Genomic DNA, 22,079 nt, shown 5'->3' on the forward strand with positions numbered 1-22,079 from the left:
GCGCCAAGCCCCTTGCTCGCACAAGGGGCTTTGTGCGCCGGGCGCGCAGACAGCGCGGCCAGCCATCGCAAGTCACCCGAGGCGCTTTCCGGCGCTACTGCACCGCCCCAATGAACGCCGCCAGCTCCGCCGTCTTCGGGTTGGCGAACACCTCCTTGGCGGGGCCGCTTTCATGGATCAGCCCCTGGTGCATGAACACGAGCTGATCGCCCACATCGCGCGCGAAGCGCATCTCGTGCGTGACCATGATCAGCGTCATGCCTTCGGCGGCCAGTTGCTTCACCACGGCCAGCACCTCGTTGACGAGCTCCGGGTCGAGCGCCGACGTGATCTCGTCGCACAGCAGCACCTTCGGCTGCATGGCCAGCGCGCGCGCAATGGCCACACGCTGCTGCTGGCCGCCGCTGAGCTGGTCGGGGTACGCATCAAACTTATCGGCCAGGCCCACCTTGGTCAGCATCTGGCGCGCGAGGTCATTGGCGTCGGCCTTCCTCATGCCCTTGACCACCACGGGCGACAGCGCCACGTTCTCGCCCGCCGTCAGGTGCGGAAACAGGTTGAACTGCTGGAACACCATGCCCACGTTCAGGCGCAGCGCGCGCAGTTGCGCGGGCGTGGCCTGCGAGCCCTTGAGCACCGCGTTGTCGACCACGATCTGCCCGTCGTCGATGGCCTCCAGCCCGTTGATGGATCGCAGCAGCGTGCTCTTGCCCGAGCCGCTGCGCCCGATGATGGCGACCACCTGGCCGCTTTCCACGCGCAAGTCCACGCCCTTGAGCACATGGTTGTTGCCGTAATGCTTGTGTACGGCGCACAGATCAACGAGCGGCATAGAGCTTCTTTTCCAGATGAGAGGCACAGAGCGACAGCGGCCAGCACAGCGCGAAATACCCCAGCGCCACCAGCCCATAGATGAGGAACGGCTGGAACGTGGCATTGGCCAGCACCGAGCCCAGCTTGGACAGATCTTCAAACCCGATGATGGACGCCACCGCCGTCCCCTTGACGATCTGCACCGAGAACCCGACCGTGGGCGCAATCGACAGGCGCACCGCCTGCGGCAGCACCACGTGCCGCATCTGCTGGAAGTAGCCCATCGCCAGGCTGGAAGACGCTTCCCACTGCCCGCGCGGGATGGCCTCGACGCAGCCGCGCCACACCTCGGCCAGGTAGGCGCTGGTGTACAGCGTCAGGCCGATGGCGGCGGCCGTCCACGGCGACATCTCGAACCCCGCCATGGACGCCCCGAAGAACACCAGGAACATCTGCATGAGCAGCGGCGTGTTCTGGAAGACCTGGATGTACGCCTTGCTCACGCGCTGCAGGCTGGCGTTGCGGCCCACGCGTGCAAACAGCACCGCCAGGCCAGCGGTGCCGCCCAGCACAAAGGCCATGAGCGACAGCACCAGCGTGGCAAGCAGGCCCTCGCCAAGCTTGAGCAGGATGGGCAACAGAGGGATATCGGCGATCATGCGGCGGTCTCCGCAGGCGTGGTCGCAACGGTGCGCACGGCAGCGGGTGCCGCGGGCGCCCGGCGCACCACCACAAAGCGCTGCCCCACCCACGCCAGCAGCTGGCGCAGCAGCAAGGCCAGCGCGAAGTACAGCGCGGTGACGATCAGGTACGTCTCAAATGCGCGGAAGTTGCGCGACTGGATGAAGTTGGCGGCAAACGTCAGGTCCTGCGCGGCGATCTGCGAGACGACCGACGTGCCCAGCATCACGATCACGATCTGGCTGCTCAGCGCGGGCCACACCTTCTGCAGCGCGGGCCGCAGCACCACGTGCCGGAAGATCGCCCAGCGGCCCATGGCGAGCGCGCTGGCCGCTTCCAGCTGGCCGCGCGGCGTCTCCTGGATGCCCGCGCGCACGATCTCGGTGATGTACGCGCCGAGGTTGACCACCGTGGTGAGCAATGCGGCCTGCCACTCGTTGATCTGCACGCCGAGCGACGGCAAGCCGAAGAACACGAACATCAACTGCACGAGAAACGGCGTATTGCGGATGGCCTCCACGTACACCTTGAAGAGTGCGTTGAACGGCCGGAGGCGCCACGCGCGGCACACGCCCCCGGCGATGCCGATGGCGCCGCCCGCCAGCGCGCCCGCCGCCGTGAGCGCGAGCGTAAAGCCCACACCCTGCGCCAGCTGGCCGCTGTAACCGAAGACCGCGCCAAAGTCGAATTGATAAGCCATAGAAAGATCCCGGATGCCGGGCCGCCGCACGTGGCCGCTGGCGTGCGGCCCATGCGGATGCGGCGTGCTTACAGTTGGGTGGGCAGCGGCATCTTGATCCAGCGCTGCGACAGCTCGTTCAGGCGCCCGTCCGTCTTGAACTTGGTGATGGCGGCGTTCACCTTGTCGAGCAGCGCGGTTTCACCTTTGCCAACGCCCACATAGCACGGCGTGTCTTCCACGGGGAACTTCACGTCGAGCTGGCGCAGGCGCGTGCGCTCGTTGACCGCGTTGGCCACGATGTTGCCCAGCGTGACGAGCTGCACCTGGCCGATCAGGTAGCTCTGCGCAGTGGCGTTGTTGTCTTCATAGCGCTTGATGGTGGCGGAGGCCGGCGCCAGCGCCGTGAGGGCGAGGTCTTCCGTCGAGCCGCGCGTCACGCCGATCGTCTTGCCGGCCAGGTCTGCAGGCTTCTTGATCGACATATCCTTCGGGCCGTACACGCTCTTGGGGAACGGCGCATACGCCTGCGTGAAGTCGATCACCTTCGCGCGCTCGGGGTTCTTGCCGAGGCTCGAGATGACGATGTCCACCTTGCCCGTGGTCAGGAACGGAATGCGGTTGGTGCTCGTCACGGGCACCAGTTCGGCCTTCACGCCGAGCTCTTTGGCGACGAGGTTGGCCATGTCGATGTCATAGCCCTGCAGCTTGAGATCCGGACCGAGCGAGCCGAACGGCGGGAAGTCGTTCGGGATCGCCACGCGGATCACGCCGGCCTTCTGGATGTTGGCGAGCGCATCGGCATGTGCCGGGCGGCCGGGCAGCAGCGCAGCGACCGCGCTGGCCGCCATGGCGGCGTAGAGGAACGTGCGGCGCGACGTGGAGCGCAGGGTGTGGCGGACGGCAAGGCGAGTCATTCAAATACTCCTTCAGATTCAGAAATGGAGACGAGGCGAAAAGAAATCGGGGCGTAGCGCAAAGGCTCGGGCAAAGGCTCCGGCGCTGGATGCTGCGAAGGCTGCGGCGCGCTCGGGTCGATGCCGCTGCGGCGTGCGGCGGATAGAAGGTGGGCGCGCATGGCCTCTGCGCTGGCGGCGGCATCGCCTGCGGCAATGGCTTGCACGATGGCGTCGTGCTCGTGCGCGGGGTGGTCGTCTGCGCCATTGCGCGCAAACGGCAGGCGCAGGCTGTGGCCGATGGCGTGCTCCAGCTGGCCCGCCATCGCCATCAGCCCCGGGTTGCCCGACAACTGCGCGAGCAGCAGGTGGAAGTGCAAATCCGCCTCGGCCGCGCTCAGCAGGTCATTGCGCGCCAGCGCATGGGCCAACTGCTGTTGCAGCCATTGCAGGTGGCGCAGGCCGGCGGCATGCATGCGGGCGGCGGCCAGCGCTGTCCAGCCGGGCTCGAGCACCAGGCGCAGGTCGATCAACTGACGCGGCGACAGCGTGCCCAGCGCCGGCGTGGCAAACGAGCGGTGCATGCGCTCGGCACTCGCCCCTTCTGCGCCAAACTTCTGGCCGCGCACCACCACGCCGTGGCTGGGCAGGATGTCGACCAGGCCCAGCGTCTCGAGCACCGTCAGCGCCTCGCGCAACGACGCGCGGCTCACGCCCAGGCTTTCTGCCAGCTCCCGCTGCGGCGGCAGGCGGCTGCCGCTCGGGTAATCGCCGCTGACGATGCGCCGCTGAAGTGCCTGCGCGACGGAGGATGGAATGCTGTGCATGGGCCGGATTGAAGAAAGACACGGTCGTGGTCTGACCGGTCGCCCACCCCTTATGCGAGTTTTGTGCCATGCAGCAATGTGCGGTGTGCGGGGCCGGCGTGCGAGCGGTTGATTGCCTGGGCTGCGCTCTCGAGCGAGGGCTGCGCTGCGGGACGGGGCAGCGAAAGCTTGCAGTTGGTGCGCAATGGCACCGGTTTGGACCGACCGCCGTTTGGGGCAAGCGAAGCCCGGCCACGCATTGCGGAGGCAGCGCAGCCGCGCCGCTATCGTGCCGTCACCAGAAGCGGGACCACAGCGGCCGCGATAGACAAGTTGTGGCCATGCCGCCTACCGCGCCCACGCGCGGCAATGCTCGAGATACTGCCGTTCGTGCAGGCCGATCAGATCGACAATCGACGTCCAGAGCCAGAACGGTGCGTCGATCGATTTGCCATGGCGTGACTTCAGATCGCGGCGCCATGCGAGTGCGACATCGCGCGGCATCTGCTGCCCATGCGCCAGGCCGACCACGTGGCCGAGGTACGTCGCCAGCGATACGGCGTCGCGGCTGCCCAGCGTTTCGACGTCGAGCTTGAGGTCTTGCGGCAGCAGCTCGCGCACGAAGAAGCTTGTGCCAAGCATGCGCACCCACGCCATGCGGTTGCCCAACTCGGGGCAGACGTGGCGCGCCCCGGTAACCACGCGTTCGCCGTTGTGCCGCGGCATGTCTGCACCCGGTGCGCGAGGTGCGGCGGGCGCCACGGCCTCCTTGAAATCGAGCAGGCGATACGGGCGTTCGGCACACCCCCTGGCCGAGACCAGCACCGCATAGCGCCCCTTGCCGAGCGAGCTGCAGCCCTTGACCCAATAAGCCGCGTCGACGATTTCCGCATCGTCCCGATGGCTGCCGTAAAGATGGCCGACCAGCTCCAGCAGCCCGGGCTCATGCGTCAGCCGCTTCAGTTCGCGCTGCTCTTCACGCGCCAGCGGCCAGAAGCGCTTGCCCAGCGGGATCGTGGGCGACGCGTCTTCCAGCCGGTCGCGGGCGAGCTGCTTCCACGTGCGCGCCGTGGCGGCCTTCATGGCGGTATGCACAGCGGCCGGCCGCTCGGGCCGCGACATGCCGCCGTCGGGATCGATGCCGTCCAGATAGCCCGTCATCAGGCCTTCGACCATGCGCGCGGTGACGATGCCGGGCAAGTCTGAACCGCGCGCCGCCGTAGCGAGGGACACGCCCAGCCGGATGAGGTCGTGCGCAGGATTGCCGATGACCGTCTGATCGAGATCCCGAATCTGGATGCTCGTGCTGCCCCGCATGTCGCCAATGGGCCCGAGATTGCCGACATGGCAGTCACCGCAGATCCAGATGCTGGGCCCTTCGGGCAGCAGGTGTGGCTGCACCGTGGCCAGCCATTCGTAGAACTTCTCGGTATTGCCGCGCACGTAGCTGTGCACCGACCTGGCCATCTTTGCCTGCCGCAGACGCATGAGGACCGGGCCACGGTCTTTGGGCTTGACGGCTTTGGTGGGGCGCTTTTGCTCGGGCATGCCTGCCTCCTGTTGTGTCATGGGACATGCAGGTGCATGTTTCTATGCCGTAGCAGTAAAGGGGCCTGCATGGTGTGGGCGGCTCGGCCATGGCGGAGCCGCCTGCGGTGGGCGAGCGGGAATACGTTCAGCGTTACGGAAGCGGCAAGCACAAGGCGTTGATCGAGCCGGAGCCGGTGCCCGCTACGGTGACTTGGTTGCCTGGGTATCGGAGAGAGGGGCGTCACGGGCGTTAATCGGACCTGGCATTCCCGCCCGTCACGGGAATGCGTCAATCTGTTGTTATTGGCTGTAGCCACGCCGCTCTATGGCGGCTAGCACGTCCCACGATTGCGGATCGACATCGCGGCCCCCGAGCGACATCGATACGTACGCATCAATCGCATCCATAAAGCCTTTGATGAAGGCCGGCGGGAACGCGTGTGCGGAGAGGTGTTGAAGCTCCTCACGCAGCATGCCCGGGCGGCATTGGCCGTGGCTGCGCATGGCGGCGCGTGTGCGCCTGAGATACGCCTGCGCTGCGATTGCGCCGTTCAGGTAGGTACGGTTTTTTGTGAGCGTGCCTGCGTCAGACGACGTGGGCGCGTGCGTGGGTGGTTCGGGTGGAGATGGATAAGACGCGGGGCGGTGCCCGCTGGGATTTGCAGTCATGACAGCCTCTCTGGGTTGATGGAGGCTCGCCATCTCGTCGCCAGACGGGGGTGGCGGGCCTGACGGCGGGGCTGGCGAACCGACCCCCAGAGAAAGCCGGCAGACCCGAAGGTCTCCCCACCCGGCCCGCCATAAGGGCATGCACGAGTGCATACGGACGAGACCGCTGCGGCGGGTGTCCGTCTTCTCTGGTATTGCCATGTCAGGTCGCCAAACCCGGCTGCCGTTGGTGCGGCAGCGCTGGGGATTATACGAAAGCGAAGCGCAAGAGCAGCCCCTAATTTCCGGCGGGAAATGTGCACACGGATTGAAGACGCAGGGCTTGCGCAACGGAGGGCACCGCTCAGCGCGGACTAGCGTGACATAAAATGGGCACAAAAATTTACAGCCAATCCGGGGGGATTGCATGCTGCCCAGTAACGACCAGGAGACCGTTCAGCCCAAGGCTGCAACGGCGACCGAGATTCCCGAGTTCGTCATCGGGAAGGCCTACAACCGCAAAAAAGAGATCACGGGAAAGTTCGGAGGCAGCGGCCAAAGCGGCATCGCGCCCTCCCGACAATCCCCGGCCATCTTTCTGTTCACGGGGACTGGCGGGCAGCACGGCTACACAGACGAGTTCGACGCATTTGGTTATGTAAATGGTGCGCTCATGCAGTCAGTGTCTAAGGCGCAAACCACGCAGAAATGGCTTGGCGCGGTGGCAACTAGCTTGGCAGCGATCTGGCTAACGGTTACCGCTCTACACATTCGTAGCGGAAAAGCCGCCCAGCGCATCAAGGACCGTGTCTGCCGGGCACCGGCCCAGACGCCTTAGAATTCCGGGCTACCGATGCAGACCCCACCGGCTACGCTCACTCACAGGCAACAACAATGAACCATCAAGCACTTTCCTCGTTCATCTGGTCGGTCGCAGACCTACTTCGCGGGGACTACAAGCAATCCGAATACGGGCGCGTCATTCTTCCGTTCACGGTACTGCGGCGCTTGGACTGTGTGCTGGAATCGACTAAGGCCAAGGTATTGGCCGAGTTTGAAGCTAAGACGAAGGCTGGCGTGAACCCGGAGCCGTTTCTCTTGCGCAAAGCTGGCCAGAGCTTTTACAACACCTCACCGCTAGACTTGGCCAAGCTGCTTGGCGATCAAGATCACATCCGCCAGAACCTCTACGCCTACTTGCAAGCCTTTTCACCGGCGGCGCGCGACATCTTCGAGCGCTTTGACTTCCATACGCACATCGAGCGCCTAGCGAAGGCCAACCTGCTCTACCTCGTAACGGAGAAGTTCGCCAACATCGACCTGCACCCCGAGAAGGTCGACAACGCGAGTATGGGCCTAGTGTTTGAGGAGTTGATTCGCAAGTTCGCGGAAATCTCGAATGAAACCGCAGGGGAGCACTTCACGCCGCGCGAAGTTATTCGACTGATGGTGAATCTGTTGTTTGTCGAAGATAGCGAAGAACTCACCCCCGGCAATGCGGTTGTCCGCACGATCTACGACCCCACAGCAGGCACGGGCGGCATGTTGTCCGTCGCCAGCGAATACCTGCACGAACACAACCCGCAGGCGCGGCTGACGGTGTACGGCCAAGAGCTCAACGATGAGTCCTATGCGATCTGCAAGGCAGACATGCTCATCAAGGGACAAGACGTTGCCAACATCGTTGCTGGTAACACGCTGAGCGACGACGGCCACGCCGGCCGCAAGTTCGACTATATGCTCGCCAACCCGCCGTTTGGCGTGGAATGGAAGAAGGTCGAAAAAGTGGTGCGCGATGAGCATGAGAAGAAAGGCTTTGATGGCCGGTTCGGCCCTGGGCTTCCGCGCGTGTCCGATGGGTCGATGCTGTTCTTGATGCACCTACTGTCTAAGATGCGCCCGGCGCAGGAGGGGGGCAGCCGCTTTGGCATCGTCCTCAACGGCTCACCTCTTTTCACTGGCGGCGCGGGTAGCGGGGAGAGTGAAATCCGGCGCTATGTGCTGGAGAACGATTTGGTGGAAGCCATCGTCGGCTTGCCAACCGACATGTTCTACAACACGGGCATTAGCGAGCTATCAGGCTGGGGCTTGCCCTTGTGCTTACCTTTGGTGCCAAGGACGATTTTGCCGCTCTCATCTCGGAGCGGTCGCTCGACTGTGATGGAGGTGTACCCGAAGTCTTCGTTCTTGAAGATGCGGGCGATAGGCACGCGCTTGAGCCTGCCGCCTTTCGGCGCGGTGGGCAGCGTGTCGGTAAATGCGGTGATCTCTGCAGTACTCCAGAATTTCCTCTGTGGCCAGAGAGAGGGTGGTTGTAATCACGCACTGCAAGTCTCTGCCTTCCGATCTTGCGCGTGTTTCGGCCTTTTCAACGATGTAGCGGACAAGTTCAAAGTTGAGTAAAGGTTCGCCGCCTTGAAACTCAATCTTGATGGCAGGATTCGGCGAGCGGAAGGTCAGTTCTAGCGCACGGTCCGCCGTCTCCTGTGTCATGTCAAACGCAGCTTTATCTTCTGACTGGCGCGAGACCTGGCAATACTGGCAGCTGTGGTCACAACGTAGTGACACTACGAAGATGTGCAGATTCGTGAAGTTCGCCAGACGACTAAGGCGGGTGCGGGTTTTCAAAGCTAGGAGCTCGAGTGCAGCCTCATCCCCCTCTTCCCGAATGAAGTGCTTGGCGCGCAGCACCGCGTAATCTGGGTCCTCCGGCCCTAGGCGGCGGGCCACAAGGTCCTGGAGCTTGCTGCGTGAGAGGAAGGTGAACTCCCCAACCGCATTGGTCAGTACGACCTCATCGTCAGATATCGACTCGAAGCGCAGAGGTAGCAACTTGTACTGCCCCTTGGCGCTGAGGTAGCTCTCCAGTGGTTCGAACTTGCTCATCCCTGCAGACCCGTCCGAGAGAACGCGTAAGCCAAAATGAGGTCGCGCGTTGGTGCCGTCTCCTCCTTGATTTGGAGGCGCAGCTCTTGATCGAGCAGCTCGCGCTTGAAGTCTGCAAGCAGCGCCCCGGAAGGATCTCCGTCACCTTTGACAAGGGTCATTTCACAAACTAGCTTGTCGCCGTCTTGCGAAATAAGGACCGTCATTCTGTCAATGAAGCGATAGGCCGCCTTCTGGACAGCTTCGAGACGATAAACCGTCTTGTCGAGTTCCAAACGAGTCGACATGCAGCACCCAATAGAAACGGCCCCCTCGTGAGGGGGCCTATTTTCGGAACGATCGGAATCAATAACCCGAATAATGAGACCGGTGGGAAGCGTGCGACGCGTGCGAAGCATGGGACGAATGCCACGCCATCAGCTTGTTGTCCTTCGTGGAGCGCCTAAGCACAAACTTGAAGGCATCGCCTTGGCTGGTGTGGACGGCAATCTGTTCTGAAGGCTGCGTCGCCTGCGGCACCGCGGCAGTCGTTGCGGGCTCGACATTCGCTTGTGGCACTTGGGCAGCAGTAGCAGCGTGCGCAGCAAAACCCGATGCCACGGCGGCGAACGATTTCATGAATCGCTTCATTATCCTCTCCCCATGTTTGTTTTCCGCAGGCTACGGCATGCACCAAAACGGGTAAACCCCCCTGAAGGATTAACCTCACCCATTCCCCAAATTATCTAGACACCGGAATCATGGTGGCCAAAGATCCTACGTGGAGAGATTGGCCAGGATGGCACCCACGATTTTCCCGCGAAGGAATGTCTTACGAGGCCGCGGATACAGCGACCCCTAGATAGGGATGTCGAAATAAAAAGGCCCATAAGTCTCACAACTTATGGGCCAGCTCTCTGAGGTGATGAGGCTAATTACAAACCGCTTTAGACGTCAATATTCCGCGCCACCAACGCATTCGTCTCAATGAAGTTCCGGCGCGGTTCCACGTCGTCGCCCATCAGCGTCGTAAAGATCTGGTCCGCCGCAATGGCGTCTTCAATCTGCACGCGCAGCAGGCGGCGCTGGGTAACGTCCATGGTGGTTTCCCACAGCTGCTCGGGGTTCATTTCGCCCAGGCCCTTGTAGCGCTGGCGGCTCACGCCGCGCTCGGCTTCGCTCAGCAGCCACGTCATGGCGGCGTGGAAGTCAGACACGGGCTGCTCGCGCAGCTTGTCGCCAGTGCCGCGGCGTACCTTGGCGCCTTCGCCAATCAGGCCCTGGAAGGTCTGGGCGGTCTGGGCCAGGGCGGCGTAGTCGGCGCCGGCCACGAAGTCGGCGTCGATGTGGCTGAGGCGCTGGTTGCCGTGCTGGCGGCGCACGACCATCACGCGGTACTTCTCGGTCTTCTCGTCGTACTGCATGAAGGCGTCGGCCGTGGCGCCGCCGTTGGCGTTGCTGGCATTGCCTTGCATTTCCAGCAGGCGGGCCTTGAGCGCGCGGGCGCTGGCCTCGGCTGCGGCTTCGTTGCTGAGGTCCAGCGCCACGCCTTCGGCAATGGCGCGCAGGGCGTCGGCGTCAATCACGCGAGACAGGCGCTCGATCACGCCGCGGCTGAGCTGGTACTGGCGCGCGAGTTCGGCCAGGGCGTCGCCCGAGATCTCGGTGCCATCGGCACGCACGAGGGCGGCGGTGTCCAGCGCCTGGCGCACGAGATAGGCGGCCATCTCGTTGTCGTCTTTGATGTAGCGCTCTTCCTTGCCGTGCTTGATCTTGTAGAGCGGCGGCTGGGCGATGTACACGTGGCCGCGCTCGATGATCTCGGGCATCTGGCGGTAGAAGAACGTGAGCAGCAGCGTGCGGATGTGCGAGCCGTCCACGTCAGCATCGGTCATGATGATGATGCGGTGGTAGCGCAGCTTGTCGAGGTTGTAGTCGTCCTTGCCGATGCCGGTGCCCATGGCGGTGATGAGCGTGAGCACTTCCTGGCTGGAGAGCATCTTGTCAAAGCGCGCGCGCTCGACGTTCAGGATCTTGCCCTTGAGCGGCAGGATCGCCTGGAACTTGCGGTCGCGGCCCTGCTTGGCGGAGCCGCCTGCGGAGTCACCCTCGACGATGAAGAGTTCAGACAGCGCGGGGTCTTTCTCCTGGCAGTCGGCCAGCTTGCCGGGCAGGCCCATGCCGTCGAGCACGCCCTTGCGGCGCGTCATCTCGCGGGCCTTGCGGGCGGCTTCACGCGCGCGGGCGGCTTCAACGATCTTGCCGCAGATGATCTTGGCGTCGTTGGGCGTTTCATCCAGGAACTCGGCCAGCGCCTTGCTGACGATGTCTTCCACCGGCAGGCGCACTTCCGACGAGACGAGCTTGTCCTTGGTCTGCGAGCTGAACTTGGGCTCCGGCACCTTGACGGACAGCACACAGGTCAGGCCTTCGCGCATGTCGTCGCCCGAGGTCTCGACCTTGGCCTTCTTGGCGATCTCGTTGTCGGTGATGTACTTGTTGATGACGCGCGTCATGGCGGCGCGCAGGCCCGTGAGGTGGGTGCCGCCGTCGCGCTGCGGGATGTTGTTGGTGAAGCAGAGCACCTGCTCGTTGAAGCCGTCGTTCCATTGCATCGACACTTCAACGCCCACGCCGTCTTTCTCGCCTTGGGCGTGGAAGATGGTCGGGTGCAGCACGCTCTTGTTCTTGTTGATGTACTCAACAAAGCCCTTCACGCCGCCCGAGAAGGCGAAGTCTTCTTCCTTGCCAGTGCGCTGGTCGGTCAGCTTGATGTGAACGCCGTTGTTCAGGAACGAGAGCTCGCGGATGCGCTTGGAGAGGATCTCGTAGTGGTATTCGACGTTGGTGAAGATCTCTTCGTCGGCCAGGAAGTGGACTTCGGTGCCGCGCTTGTCGGTGGTGCCCGACACACGCAGCGGCGAGACTTCGACCATCTTGCCGTCCGGCGCTTCCATGGTTTCCAGCAGGCGGTTCTGCGGAATGCCGCGCGCGAAGTCCATCTGGTGGACCTTGCCGTCGCGGCGGATCGTCAGCTTGAGCCACTTCGACAGGCCGTTGACGCAAGACACGCCCACGCCGTGCAGGCCGCCCGAGACCTTGTAGCTGTTCTGGTCGAACTTGCCGCCGGCGTGCAGCTCGGTCATGACGATTTCGGCCGCGCTGCGCTTGGGCTCGTGCTTGTCGTCAAACTTGATGCCGGTCGGGATGCCGCGGCCGTTGTCCACCACCGAGATGGAGTTGTCGGTGTGGATGGTGACGTGGATCTCGGTGCAATGGCCGGCCAGCGCTTCGTCGATGGAGTTGTCCAGCACCTCGAAGACGAGGTGGTGCAGGCCGGTGCCGTCGGACGTGTCGCCGATGTACATGCCCGGCCGCTTGCGTACCGCCTCCAGGCCTTCCAGGATCTGGATCGAGGCGGCGCCGTAGCTGCTGCCGTCGGCGGGGGTGGATTGCGGTTTCTGCTCTTCGGTCATGTCGTTCTGCTCGCTGCCATGGGCGCGGAGATGGTTGTCTCAGCGCACACAGCGGGGTTGCTTAAAAACGGCGAAGGGGCGGATCTTTCCGATCCAGCCCCTCGTCTTGCTTTCGATGGTGCGTCTTCGTCAGATGCGCATCGGCATGACGACGTACTTGAAGGTGTCGTCGTCGGGCAGGGTGATGAGCGCGCTCGAATTGGAGTCGCCCAGGCTCACCTGCACCTTTTCGGCCTTGAGGTTGGCCAGTACGTCCAGCAGGTAGGTGACGTTGAAACCGATGTCGAGCGCGTCGCCCTGGTAGTCGATTTCGAGTTCTTCCTGCGCTTCTTCCTGGTCAGCGTTGGTGGAGCTGATCTTGAGGACGTTGGTGTCGAGCATGCAGCGCACGCCCTTGAACTTGTCGGTGGTCAGGATGGCCGTGCGTTGCAGGGCGCTCTGCAGGAACGCGCGGTCGATCGTGAAGCTGTTGCGGTAACCCTTCGGGATCACGCGCTGGAAATCCGGGAACTTGCCTTCGACCAGCTTGGAGATCAGCTCGATATTGCCGAAGGTGAACTTGACCTGGTTCGACGCCAGTTGCACCGAGACGGGATCGTCCACGTCTTCGAGCAAACGTTGGAGTTCGAGAATCGTCTTGCGCGGGATGATGACTTCGTGCCGGCCGCCGGCGCCTGCCGGTTGCTCGCCGGTCTCGACGCCGCAGTAGGCCAGCCGGTGGCCATCGGTGGCGACGGCCATGACCTGCTTGCCGTCAACCACCAGCAGCATGCCGTTGAGGTAGTAGCGGATGTCCTGCTGGGCCATCGCGAAGTGCACCATCGCCAGCAGGTGCTTGAGCGTCTTCTGCGGCAGCGTGATGCGTGCGCCGAAATCGGTGGCTTCCGCCACGGTCGGGAATTCTTCGGCCGCCAGCGTCTGCAGCGCAAAGCGGCTCTTGCCCGATTGCACCGTCATGCGCTTGTCGTTGAGCGTGAGCGCCACTTCGCCGTCGGGCATCGCACGCAGGATGTCGACGAGCTTGCGGGCGGCCACGGTGGTGGCGATGTCGCCGGCGCCGGCGCCGCAATCGGCGTGCGTGGTGATCTGGATTTCGATGTCGGTGGACAGGAAGGAAACCCGTTCACCCTTCTTGGTGATGAGCAGATTGGCCAGGATGGGCAGCGTGTGACGGCGTTCCACGATGCCGCTCACGATTTGCAGCGGACGCAGCAGGTTGTCTCGCGAGGTTTTGACCAATTGCATGAAGGCGATCCTTGCAGTTTGAGGTGGCACCGCGCGCGCCCCTCATGGCGTGTGCCTGCAGGAGCATTTGCGATTGACCCCCAAAGTCTTTGTAAATCAAGGGGTTAATCACAAATTATACCGCAAAGAAGGGGGCGCTGGATAGCGTCGCGCGCGCGGCAAATACGGCTATTGTGCATGAAAAGACGCCCGCATTCGAGCGGGCGTCTGCATGCGGCCAATTCTGTGCAGATGGCGCTGCCATGCGCTTTGGTGGCATGCGGCAGCGCGATGCGCCATCAACCCTTGAGCGTTTGCTCCAGCACGTGCAGCTCGTGGTTGAGCTGGGCGTCCTTGGTGCGCTCGTCGGCGATCTTGCGCACGGCGTGCAGCACCGTGGTGTGGTCGCGCCCGCCGAACAGTTCGCCAATCTCGGGCAGGCTCTTCTGCGTGAGCTCCTTGGCCAGATACATGGCGATCTGGCGCGGGCGCGCGATGTTGGCCGGCCGCTTCTTGGAGTACATGTCCGCGACCTTGATGTTGTAGAAATCCGCGCAGGTCTTCTGGATGTTCTCTACCGAAATCTGGCGGTTCTGCACTGTCAGCAGGTCCTTGAGCGCCTCGCGCGTGACCTCGATCGTGATTTCTTTGCCGTGGAAGTTCGAGTACGCCAGGATCTTGCGCAGCGCGCCTTCGAGCTCGCGCACGTTCGAGCGCAGATGCTTGGCGACGAAGAAGGCCACCTCTTCCGGCACAGTCACGTTCTCGGCCTGCGCCTTCTTCATCAGAATCGCCACGCGCATTTCCAGCTCGGGCGGCTCGATGGCGACCGTGAGCCCGGAGTCGAAGCGCGAGATCAGGCGGTCATCGATGCCGGTGATCTCCTTCGGATACGTATCGCTGGTGATGATGACCTGCGCGCGGTTGGCGATCAGCGCCTCGAACGCGTAGAAGAATTCTTCCTGCGTGCGGTTCTTGCCCGAAAAGAACTGGATGTCATCGATCAGCAGCAGATCCAGCGAGTGGTAGTAGCGCTTGAAATCATCAAACGCCTTGCGCTGGTAAGCCTTCACTACGTCGGAAACGTACTGTTCTGCGTGGATATAGCGGATGCGCGCACGCGGATTCTCCATCAGCATGAAGTTGCCGATGGCATGGATCAAGTGCGTCTTGCCCAGGCCCACGCCGCCGTACAGGTACAGCGGGTTGTACGACTTGCCGGGGTTGTTGGCGACCTGGATGGCCGCTGCGCGCGCCAGCTGGTTGGCCTTGCCGGTGACGAAGTTGTCGAACGTGAGGATCGGGTTCAGGCGCGAGCGCTCGTGCACGGTGTCGTCCACGGGCGCCTGCGGCGGCGTGGCCAGGCCCAGGTTGGGCGCCACCGCCGGGGCAGCCGGCGGCATGCGGTATGACCGGGCGCTGGCCTCGGCGGCATCCATGACCGGCACGTCGATGTCGGCCACGGCGTGGCTGGCCGTGGCGAGCGCGGTTTCGCGGTACATGGCAGGCGCGGGGCGCATGGCCGCCGCGTCGTGCGTGATGCCGGCGGCAGGCATCGCCTGCGCCGGTTGAATCGATTGCGCCGCCAGCGGCTGCATGGGCACCGGTGCCAGCGCCGGCTGCAGGGCCGCCTGGCGCTGGCCGGCCGTCGGGTCGAGCACGAACTGCACGTCGACGGGCATCTCCCAGTAGTCGCACGCGAGCGACTGGATGCGGCCCGAGAACTGGCTCTTGACCCAGTCGAGCTTGAAACGGTTGGGCGCGGCAATCCGCAGCATGCACGCCTGCTCGTCGAATGACAGCGGCGTCAGCGGCTTGATCCACGTCTTGAATTGTTGCGGCGTCAACTCACTCTCGAGCTGGGCAGACGCCGCGTGCCAGAAATCCTGCATCGTTATCGTTAGGTGTTTGACCGGCGCCACACGCATCGCCCCAGGCGATGCCCCCGTGAGGGCCGACCGCCGGGCCTTGGCGCAGGCCAGAAACCGGGCGGCTTTCGTTATTGGAACGGGATTGTACCCCCGCCCGAAAGTTATCCACAAAGGATAAGTCTGTGGATAACCTGTGGACCCGCTGTGAGTAGCGGTGGACAACCGATTTTGTGCGTTGGCTGCAAACCCAATGCCGGCAAGGCTTTCCGCAAAGCACACCAAGCCGCACAAGGCGCTGGGGACAACTCGCCCCAAGGTGGATTGTTGGCGTTTGCCGCACGTTATCCCCAATCGGCGAGGGTTGACAGGCGCGGTAAATATCGTTTAAATGGCGGGTTCTGCGATGCGCGGCAGGGGAGCGCACGCTTGTTCGCGTCAGACGTGGCGGCGGGGTCCAACCCGTTGCGCATGATCCGGCGGGGCCCGCAGCTTTGGCCCGCCATGCCGGTGACGCCCAGACCTGAACAACACAGCGCACGGCGGTCTGCGTGGGCGATTTCTCCTACTGAATCGACACCAGGCTGGACGGGGCGACCCTAAGCCCGGCGCGTGCGGCAGCGTCCGCACCACCCATTAACAAGAGAGTGCATCATGAAGCGTACCTATCAACCTTCCGTTACCCGTCGCAAGCGCACCCACGGTTTCCGTGTCCGCATGAAGACCCGTGGTGGCCGTGCCGTGCTGAACGCACGCCGCGCCAAGGGTCGCAAGCGCCTGGCCATCTGACAGTGCCGCGCCCGGGCAGCGGCCTCCGGCTGTTTGCCCATGGCTTCTGCGGCACGCCGGCGATGGGCCCGCACGCCTACCCCAAGGCCGCAAGGCTGACGAAAACGGATGAGTTCTCATCCGTTTTTGCTTTGCGGCCGGTCCGGCGTAGTCGTCACTTCGTGCTGTACGTCCGCGCGAACGGACATCCGCAGGCACGCCTTGGCGTGGTGATCGGGAAGAAGTTTGCGCGCCGCGCCGTCGAGCGCAATCTCATCAAGCGCCAGTGCCGCGAACTCTTCCGCCTGCGGCAGCCCTTGCTGGGCGGGCGTGACGTGCTGATCCGCCTGCAGGCCAAATTCCCCCGCGAAGACACGCCCACCGTGGCGGCCTTCAAGCGCATCTGCCGCGAAGAGCTGTCTCACCTGTTCGATGTTGCGGCACGCCCGCTGCCGGCCCCACCCGCGCCCAGGCCCGGGGGCGACGCATGACGCGCGTGCTGCTGTTCCTGTTGCGCGTGTACAAGGTGGCGTTCAGCCCCTTCGTGGGTGCGCAATGCCGTTTCCTGCCGACCTGCTCGGACTATGCACGCGACGCCGTGCTGCTTCATGGGCCCGGCTACGGCAGTTATCTTGCGGCAAAACGTCTATGCCGCTGTCATCCGTTCGCTCAAGGCGGGTATGATCCTGTGCCGCCCGCTGCTGGCGACGCTGTGCCCCGCTCCGATTCCGCATCGACCGACGCGCCCGCAGCTGACGCTCACGCTGCGCGGCCGTCGATTCACCTTCCCAGACCGTAATCCGACATGGATATCAAACGCACCATTCTCTGGGTGATCTTCTCGCTGGCGGTTGTCCTGCTGTTCGACAACTGGCAACGCGCGAATGGCCACCAGTCGATGTTCTTCCCGACGCCGCAGACGGCCACGGCCCCTGCCGCCGCGCCGGGCGGCACGCCTGCCGGCGACGTGCCGAAGAGCGCCGCCACCGCGGCGGCAGGTACGCAGGCCGCCCCGGCCACGGGCGCAGCCTCGCAGGCACCGGCTTCGGAAAAGATCGTCATCACGACCGACGTGCTGCGCGCCACCATCGACACGGCGGGCGCGATCGTCAGCAAGCTTGAACTGCTCACGCAGAAGGACCACGACGGCAACCCGGTGGTGCTGTTCGACCGCAGCGTCGAGCGCACGTACCTGGCGCGCTCGGGCCTGATCGGCGGGGATTTCCCGAACCATACGACGGTGTTCGCCGCATCGGCCGGCCCGCGTGACCTGGGCACCGGCAACGATATCTCGATCACGCTGACGGCCGACAAGGGCGGTGCGAAGCTCGCCAAGACGTACGTCTTCAAGCGCGGCAGCTACGTGATTGACACGCGCTTCGACGTGACGAACGACGGCACGGCGCCGATCAACCCGACGCTGTACATGGAGCTGGCCCGCGACGGCGGCGCCGTGGAGCAATCGCGCTTCTACAGCACGTTCACCGGCCCGGCCGTCTACACCGACGGCGACAAGTACCACAAGATCAACTTCTCCGACATCGACAAGGGCAAGGCGCACGTGCCGGCCCCGACCGACAGCGGCTGGGTCGCGATGGTGCAGCACTACTTTGCCTCGGCGTGGATTCCGGCGGCGAACGCCAAGCGCGAGTTTTACGTCGACCGGATCGACACGAACTTCTACCGCGTCGGCATGCAGGAGCCGCTGGGCACGGTGGCGCCGGGCGCGAGCGTGTCGGCCACGGCACGCCTGTTTGCCGGTCCGCAGGAAGAGCGCATGCTCGAGGGCATCACGCCGGGCCTGGAACTCGTGAAGGACTACGGCTGGCTGACGATCATCGCCAAGCCGCTGTTCTGGCTGCTCGAGAAGATCCACAAGCTGCTCGGCAATTGGGGCTGGTCGATCGTCGCGCTGACGGTGCTGGTCAAGCTGGTGTTCTTCCCGCTGTCGGCGACGAGCTACCGTTCGATGGCCAAGATGAAGGATCTGCAGCCGCGCATGACGGCCATCCGCGAGCGCCACAAGGGCGACCCGCAGAAGATGAACCAGGAGATGATGACGCTGTACCGCACCGAGAAGGTCAATCCGCTCGGCGGCTGTCTGCCGATCGTGATCCAGATCCCGGTGTTCATCGCGCTGTACTGGGTGCTGCTGTCTTCCGTGGAAATGCGCGGCGCGCCGTGGCTGGGCTGGGTGCATGACCTGGCTGCACCGGACCCGTTCTACATCCTGCCGATCCTGATGGCCGTGTCGATGTTCGTGCAGACCAAGCTGAACCCGACGCCGCCGGACCCCGTGCAGGCCAAGGTGATGATGTTCATGCCGATCGCGTTCTCGGTGATGTTCTTCTTCTTCCCGGCCGGCCTGGTGCTGTACTGGGTGGTGAACAACTGCCTGTCGATCGCGCAGCAGTGGTCGATCAACCGCATGCTGGGCACCAACAAGAAGGCCGCAGCTGCCAAGTAAGGCAGACGCACTCGGCAAAAAGGGCACCTTCGGGTGCCCTTTTTCGTGCGGCTCGGATAGGGTCTATGCGGGTGCGTGGCAGACGGCCTCGATGTTGTGGCCGTCGGGGTCGCGCACGAAGGCGCCGTAGTAGTTCGGGTGGTAGTGCGCCCGTATGCCGGGCGCGCGGTTGCCGGTGCCGCCTGCTGCCAGCGGCGCACGGTGGAGCGCCTCGACCTCGGTGCGCGTGTCCACGCGAAACGCCACGTGCAGCGGCGGCCGGTTCGGCGTCTGGCCCGCCATCGCAGCAGAAATCCAGCACTCCGCCTTGCCCGGTGGGCCGAACCCGGCCACGTCGGTGTGGCCCGTCACGGCGGCAGGAAACTCCAGCACCTTGACGAGGCCGATGGCGCCGAGCGCCTGCCCATAGAACCGTTTGCCGGTCTGGAAGTCCCTGAGGACGACGCCGGTGTGATCGATCATCCGAATCCCCCTGGCTGGAAACTGGCGCGCAACTGCGCGGCTGCCGCACAATACCGCCCATGACTGCCGCTGACCACTCCCCGAACTTGCCGAACGCTTCCGAGCCGCCACGCGCCCCCATCCGCACCATCCCGATCGCGGCGATTGCCACTGCGCCGGGGCGTGGCGGCATCGGCGTGGTGCGCGTATCGGGGCCCGATGTACGCGCTGTCATGCAAGCCGTGTGCGGCCGGCTGCTGACGCCGCGCCAGGCGACCTACCTGCCCTTCCTCGATGCGGACGGCAGCGCCATCGATCGCGGCATCGCGCTGTGGTTTCCCGCGCCGCATTCCTACACGGGCGAAGACGTGCTCGAACTGCAGGGCCACGGCGGCCCGGTGGTGATGCAGCTTTTGCTGCAGCGCTGCCTCGCCGCCGGCCGCGAAATCGGCCTGCGCGTGGCCGAACCCGGCGAATTCACCCGCCGCGCGTTTCTCAACGACAAGATGGACCTCGCGCAGGCCGAGGCCGTGGCCGACCTGATCGAAGCCAGCACCGAAGCCGCCGCGCGCTCGGCAGCGCGCTCGCTTGACGGCGCGTTCTCGCAGGCCGTGCATGCGCTGGTGGAGCGCGTCATTCATCTGCGCATGCTGGTGGAGGCGACGCTGGATTTTCCCGAGGAAGAGATCGACTTTCTGGAAGCCGCCGATGCGCGTGGTCAGCTTGCGGGCATCCGTGCCGCGCTGGACGGCGTGCTGGCGCAGGCGCGGCAGGGTGCGCTGCTGCGCGAGGGGCTGCACGTGGTGCTGGCCGGGCAGCCGAACGTGGGGAAATCGTCGCTGCTCAACGCGCTGGCCGGCGCGGAGCTGGCCATCGTGACGCCCATCGCCGGCACCACGCGCGACAAGGTGCAGCAGACGATCCAGATCGAGGGCATCCCGCTGAACATCGTGGACACAGCCGGACTGCGCGACACCGAGGACGAGGTCGAGCGCATCGGCATCGAGCGCACCTGGGCCGCCATCGCCCGCGCGGACGTCGTGCTGCATCTGCTGGACGCGGCGGACTACCGCGCGAACGGCCTCTCTGCGGAAGACGCCGCCATCGACGCGCGTATCGCCGAACACGTGCCGGCCGGTGTGCCGACGCTGCGAGTCATCAACAAAATCGACCTGTCCGGCGTGGCCGTACCCGGTCGCGTGGATGCGCAGCCGCCGGAAGTGTGGCTATCGGCGCGCAACGGTGTCGGCATCGAATTGCTGCGCGCCGCGCTGCTGGAGATTGCCGGCTGGCAGGGCGGCGGCGAGGGCCTGTACCTGGCGCGCGAACGCCATCTGGCGGCGCTGCGTACGGCCAAGGAACATCTGGCCACCGCGGCCGAGCATGCCGATCAGCAGGCGCAATCGCTGGATTTGTTTGCCGAAGAACTGCGCCTGGCGCAGGAGGCGCTGAACAGCATCACGGGGGCGTTCTCCAGTGATGATTTGCTGGGTGTGATCTTTAGCCGGTTCTGCATCGGCAAGTGAGCGCTATGCCTACCTACCCCGTCTCCATCAAGGGCGTCCTGCGCGCGCCAGGCGGTGAGATCGTGCTGCTGCTGAACGAACGCGAAGAGTGGGAGTTGCCGGGTGGCCGCATTGAACACGGCGAATCATCCGCCGAATGCTTGCAACGCGAGATTGCCGAAGAGTTGGGCCTGCGCGTGCAGGTTGGGCCGCTGCTCGACACGTACCTGTTCGAAGTCGCGCCCGGCAAGCATTTGTTCATCGCCACCTACGTGTGCTCGCTGATCGGCGCGTTTGAACCGACGCTCAGCCACGAACACAAACGCCTTGGGCTCTTTGCTGCGGATGCCTTGCCGCACAATCTGCCCGAGGGATATCGAACGTCGATCGAGACGGCACTCGGGGCATCGACCTAGTGGGACGTGCATATGCTCGCCGCTGCCGGGCCGTTCAATCGCGCCCCCAGCGCCAGCGCGGCGGCTCGCCCTTCCACCAGCACACCAGCACCAGCAGCGCGCTCACGGCGAACATGTACAGCACAAAGCCCGTCGGCGTACGGTCGGGCGGCAGCCCGACGATGCCCGCAGCGACCAGCCCGGCGTACACGGCAAACGCGACCCAGCCTTGCCAGCGAGCGGGCCAACCCCATCCCCAGCCATAGCGCTTGGCAGGGAACCAGTAGTCTTCGGATTTCGTAGGCATGCTTGCGCCCCCACGCGTACACAGGATAGGTCCGACTGTACACGTGCGCAGGTTCCAGGCAACAAACGCCAACAGCCAGCCGGTCGATCACCGCTGGCAGAGGTCGTTTGCAACAGAGAGAGCACGCCAAGGCGCGCCGAAGCTGCGGAGAACGGCACACAGGCCATCAACCGCGTCTTGCAGGCTGCTGTATCGGGGAGTGGAGCGTTGGCTGGATCCGGAAAGGGCTCCCGGGGCGCACAAGGCGCGACACAGGCCAAGCTCGGCGGACCGGAGGTCGGATGACTTCACGCCGCCAGCGGCAGCACCCGATTGGTGCTACCGAAACAACCGCGCGATCTTAGTAGAGCTTCTTCGGCAGCATTTGCGAGCGCAGGCGCTTACGCGTACGCGACACGGCAGCAGCCTTCTTGCGCTTGCGTTCGGTCGTCGGCTTTTCGTAGGCGGTGCGGGCGCGCAGTTCCTTGATCAGGCCGGTGCGCTCGATTTCACGGCGGAAGCGGCGCAGCGCGACTTCGACCGGCTCGTTTTCTTTCAGGCGGATGGTGGTCATCGGGTCCCTTGCTCAGTATTCGGGTGGACGGCGAAACAGCGGATTATATACCGCCCAGAGGGCGTGCAGTGTAGTTGAATCTGTTTACCGACGCAAGCCATTCCCTGATGTGGAGAGAAGCCCATTTTCTGCCGCATTTTTATGCAGCGGCGTGGTC

General features: G+C 64.2%; 23 protein-coding genes and 1 pseudogene. 8 read left to right on the plus strand and 16 right to left on the minus strand.

The window, feature by feature from the left end:
* Nucleotides 1–94 precede the first annotated feature (94 nt).
* The 7 genes from KHN96_RS15940 to KHN96_RS15970 form a co-directional block, all read right to left on the minus strand.
* The gene (locus KHN96_RS15940; protein WP_045785502.1) at nucleotides 95–832 is read right to left on the minus strand and encodes an amino acid ABC transporter ATP-binding protein; all 738 of its coding nucleotides are present in this window, start codon (nucleotides 830–832) and stop codon (nucleotides 95–97) included.
* Entirely contained in the window at nucleotides 819–1,472 is a 654-nt protein-coding gene (locus KHN96_RS15945) for an amino acid ABC transporter permease (RefSeq protein WP_062737567.1), read from the minus strand. Before KHN96_RS15945 ends, KHN96_RS15940 begins: the two co-directional genes overlap by 14 nt.
* The gene (locus KHN96_RS15950; RefSeq protein WP_062737568.1) at nucleotides 1,469–2,194 is read right to left on the minus strand and encodes an amino acid ABC transporter permease; all 726 of its coding nucleotides are present in this window, start codon (nucleotides 2,192–2,194) and stop codon (nucleotides 1,469–1,471) included. The genes KHN96_RS15945 and KHN96_RS15950 overlap by 4 nt, the downstream gene beginning before the upstream one ends.
* Nucleotides 2,195–2,262: 68 nt before the next feature.
* The gene (locus KHN96_RS15955) at nucleotides 2,263–3,090 is read right to left on the minus strand and encodes a transporter substrate-binding domain-containing protein (protein ID WP_115043802.1); all 828 of its coding nucleotides are present in this window, start codon (nucleotides 3,088–3,090) and stop codon (nucleotides 2,263–2,265) included.
* Complete coding sequence (locus KHN96_RS15960; RefSeq protein WP_115043800.1) at nucleotides 3,087–3,896, minus strand: FadR/GntR family transcriptional regulator; 810 nt, start codon at nucleotides 3,894–3,896, stop codon at nucleotides 3,087–3,089. Before KHN96_RS15960 ends, KHN96_RS15955 begins: the two co-directional genes overlap by 4 nt.
* A gap of 327 nt (nucleotides 3,897–4,223) precedes the next feature.
* Nucleotides 4,224–5,423 (minus strand): DUF2252 family protein, encoded by a 1,200-nt coding sequence (locus KHN96_RS15965; RefSeq protein WP_062737571.1) that lies wholly within the window; start codon nucleotides 5,421–5,423, stop codon nucleotides 4,224–4,226.
* A gap of 282 nt (nucleotides 5,424–5,705) precedes the next feature.
* Complete coding sequence (locus KHN96_RS15970) at nucleotides 5,706–6,074, minus strand: hypothetical protein (protein ID WP_115075808.1); 369 nt, start codon at nucleotides 6,072–6,074, stop codon at nucleotides 5,706–5,708.
* 406 nt (nucleotides 6,075–6,480) lie between these two features.
* Here KHN96_RS15970 and KHN96_RS15975 point away from each other — a divergent pair, with 406 nt between their 5' ends.
* Nucleotides 6,481–6,891, plus strand: coding sequence for an SRA domain-containing endonuclease (locus KHN96_RS15975; RefSeq protein WP_181817636.1), 411 nt, complete (start codon nucleotides 6,481–6,483; stop codon nucleotides 6,889–6,891).
* 56 nt (nucleotides 6,892–6,947) lie between these two features.
* Nucleotides 6,948–8,123, plus strand: a pseudogene (locus KHN96_RS15980) (type I restriction-modification system subunit M); the annotation flags it as partial.
* A 63-nt stretch (nucleotides 8,124–8,186) separates the two neighbouring features.
* On the opposite strand, the gene KHN96_RS15985 reads toward KHN96_RS15980, so the two are convergent.
* The 6 genes from KHN96_RS15985 to dnaA all read right to left on the minus strand — a co-directional run bounded on the left by KHN96_RS15985 (nucleotide 8,187) and on the right by dnaA (nucleotide 15,510).
* A complete protein-coding gene (locus KHN96_RS15985; RefSeq protein ID WP_211888724.1) occupies nucleotides 8,187–8,939 on the minus strand; it encodes a radical SAM protein in 753 nt (250 codons plus the stop codon).
* A complete protein-coding gene (gene hxsD, locus KHN96_RS15990) occupies nucleotides 8,936–9,226 on the minus strand; it encodes a His-Xaa-Ser system protein HxsD (RefSeq protein ID WP_045785489.1) in 291 nt (96 codons plus the stop codon). Before hxsD ends, KHN96_RS15985 begins: the two co-directional genes overlap by 4 nt.
* Nucleotides 9,227–9,284: 58 nt before the next feature.
* On the minus strand, nucleotides 9,285–9,557 hold the full coding sequence (hxsA2, locus tag KHN96_RS15995) for a His-Xaa-Ser repeat protein HxsA2 (RefSeq protein ID WP_115077066.1): 273 nt from the start codon (nucleotides 9,555–9,557) through the stop codon (nucleotides 9,285–9,287).
* A gap of 308 nt (nucleotides 9,558–9,865) precedes the next feature.
* Nucleotides 9,866–12,394, minus strand: coding sequence for a DNA topoisomerase (ATP-hydrolyzing) subunit B (gene gyrB, locus KHN96_RS16000; RefSeq protein ID WP_045785487.1), 2,529 nt, complete (start codon nucleotides 12,392–12,394; stop codon nucleotides 9,866–9,868).
* Between the two features lie 129 nt (nucleotides 12,395–12,523).
* The gene (gene dnaN, locus KHN96_RS16005) at nucleotides 12,524–13,639 is read right to left on the minus strand and encodes a DNA polymerase III subunit beta (RefSeq protein WP_045785486.1); all 1,116 of its coding nucleotides are present in this window, start codon (nucleotides 13,637–13,639) and stop codon (nucleotides 12,524–12,526) included.
* Between the two features lie 278 nt (nucleotides 13,640–13,917).
* Entirely contained in the window at nucleotides 13,918–15,510 is a 1,593-nt protein-coding gene (dnaA, locus tag KHN96_RS16010) for a chromosomal replication initiator protein DnaA (protein ID WP_062737576.1), read from the minus strand.
* A gap of 630 nt (nucleotides 15,511–16,140) precedes the next feature.
* Here dnaA and rpmH point away from each other — a divergent pair.
* From rpmH to yidC, 4 genes are all read left to right on the plus strand, one after another.
* Nucleotides 16,141–16,275, plus strand: coding sequence for a 50S ribosomal protein L34 (rpmH, locus tag KHN96_RS16015; RefSeq protein ID WP_003262958.1), 135 nt, complete (start codon nucleotides 16,141–16,143; stop codon nucleotides 16,273–16,275).
* Nucleotides 16,276–16,337: 62 nt separating this feature from the next.
* Nucleotides 16,338–16,745, plus strand: a complete 408-nt coding sequence (rnpA, locus tag KHN96_RS16020) for a ribonuclease P protein component (RefSeq protein ID WP_045787726.1) — start codon at nucleotides 16,338–16,340, stop codon at nucleotides 16,743–16,745.
* Entirely contained in the window at nucleotides 16,742–17,053 is a 312-nt protein-coding gene (gene yidD / locus KHN96_RS16025; RefSeq protein WP_082062824.1) for a membrane protein insertion efficiency factor YidD, read from the plus strand. The genes rnpA and yidD overlap by 4 nt, the downstream gene beginning before the upstream one ends.
* A 6-nt stretch (nucleotides 17,054–17,059) precedes the next feature.
* A complete protein-coding gene (gene yidC, locus KHN96_RS16030) occupies nucleotides 17,060–18,721 on the plus strand; it encodes a membrane protein insertase YidC (RefSeq protein ID WP_045785484.1) in 1,662 nt (553 codons plus the stop codon).
* Between the two features lie 63 nt (nucleotides 18,722–18,784).
* Here the strand turns inward: yidC and KHN96_RS16035 are convergent, their stop codons facing one another.
* Nucleotides 18,785–19,183, minus strand: coding sequence for a VOC family protein (locus KHN96_RS16035; RefSeq protein WP_062737577.1), 399 nt, complete (start codon nucleotides 19,181–19,183; stop codon nucleotides 18,785–18,787).
* A gap of 59 nt (nucleotides 19,184–19,242) precedes the next feature.
* Between KHN96_RS16035 and mnmE the strand changes: the two genes are divergently transcribed.
* Both mnmE and KHN96_RS16045 read left to right on the plus strand, forming a co-directional pair.
* Complete coding sequence (gene mnmE / locus KHN96_RS16040; protein WP_045785482.1) at nucleotides 19,243–20,688, plus strand: tRNA uridine-5-carboxymethylaminomethyl(34) synthesis GTPase MnmE; 1,446 nt, start codon at nucleotides 19,243–19,245, stop codon at nucleotides 20,686–20,688.
* 5 nt (nucleotides 20,689–20,693) lie between these two features.
* Nucleotides 20,694–21,083 carry an NUDIX hydrolase gene (locus tag KHN96_RS16045; RefSeq protein WP_115044390.1) on the plus strand — a complete coding sequence of 130 codons (390 nt, stop codon included), beginning with the start codon at nucleotides 20,694–20,696 and terminating at the stop codon, nucleotides 21,081–21,083.
* A 34-nt stretch (nucleotides 21,084–21,117) separates the two neighbouring features.
* Here the strand turns inward: KHN96_RS16045 and KHN96_RS16050 are convergent, their stop codons facing one another.
* Together KHN96_RS16050 and rpsU are read right to left on the minus strand one after the other, a co-directional pair.
* Nucleotides 21,118–21,369, minus strand: coding sequence for a hypothetical protein (locus tag KHN96_RS16050; RefSeq protein WP_045785480.1), 252 nt, complete (start codon nucleotides 21,367–21,369; stop codon nucleotides 21,118–21,120).
* A gap of 340 nt (nucleotides 21,370–21,709) precedes the next feature.
* Nucleotides 21,710–21,922: a 30S ribosomal protein S21 gene (rpsU, locus tag KHN96_RS16055; RefSeq protein ID WP_003262970.1), complete on the minus strand. Its 213-nt coding sequence runs from the start codon at nucleotides 21,920–21,922 to the stop codon at nucleotides 21,710–21,712.
* Nucleotides 21,923–22,079: the final 157 nt, after the last annotated feature.

The sequence above is a fragment of the Ralstonia mannitolilytica genome (assembly GCF_905397375.1).
Lineage (GTDB): Bacteria > Pseudomonadota > Gammaproteobacteria > Burkholderiales > Burkholderiaceae > Ralstonia > Ralstonia mannitolilytica.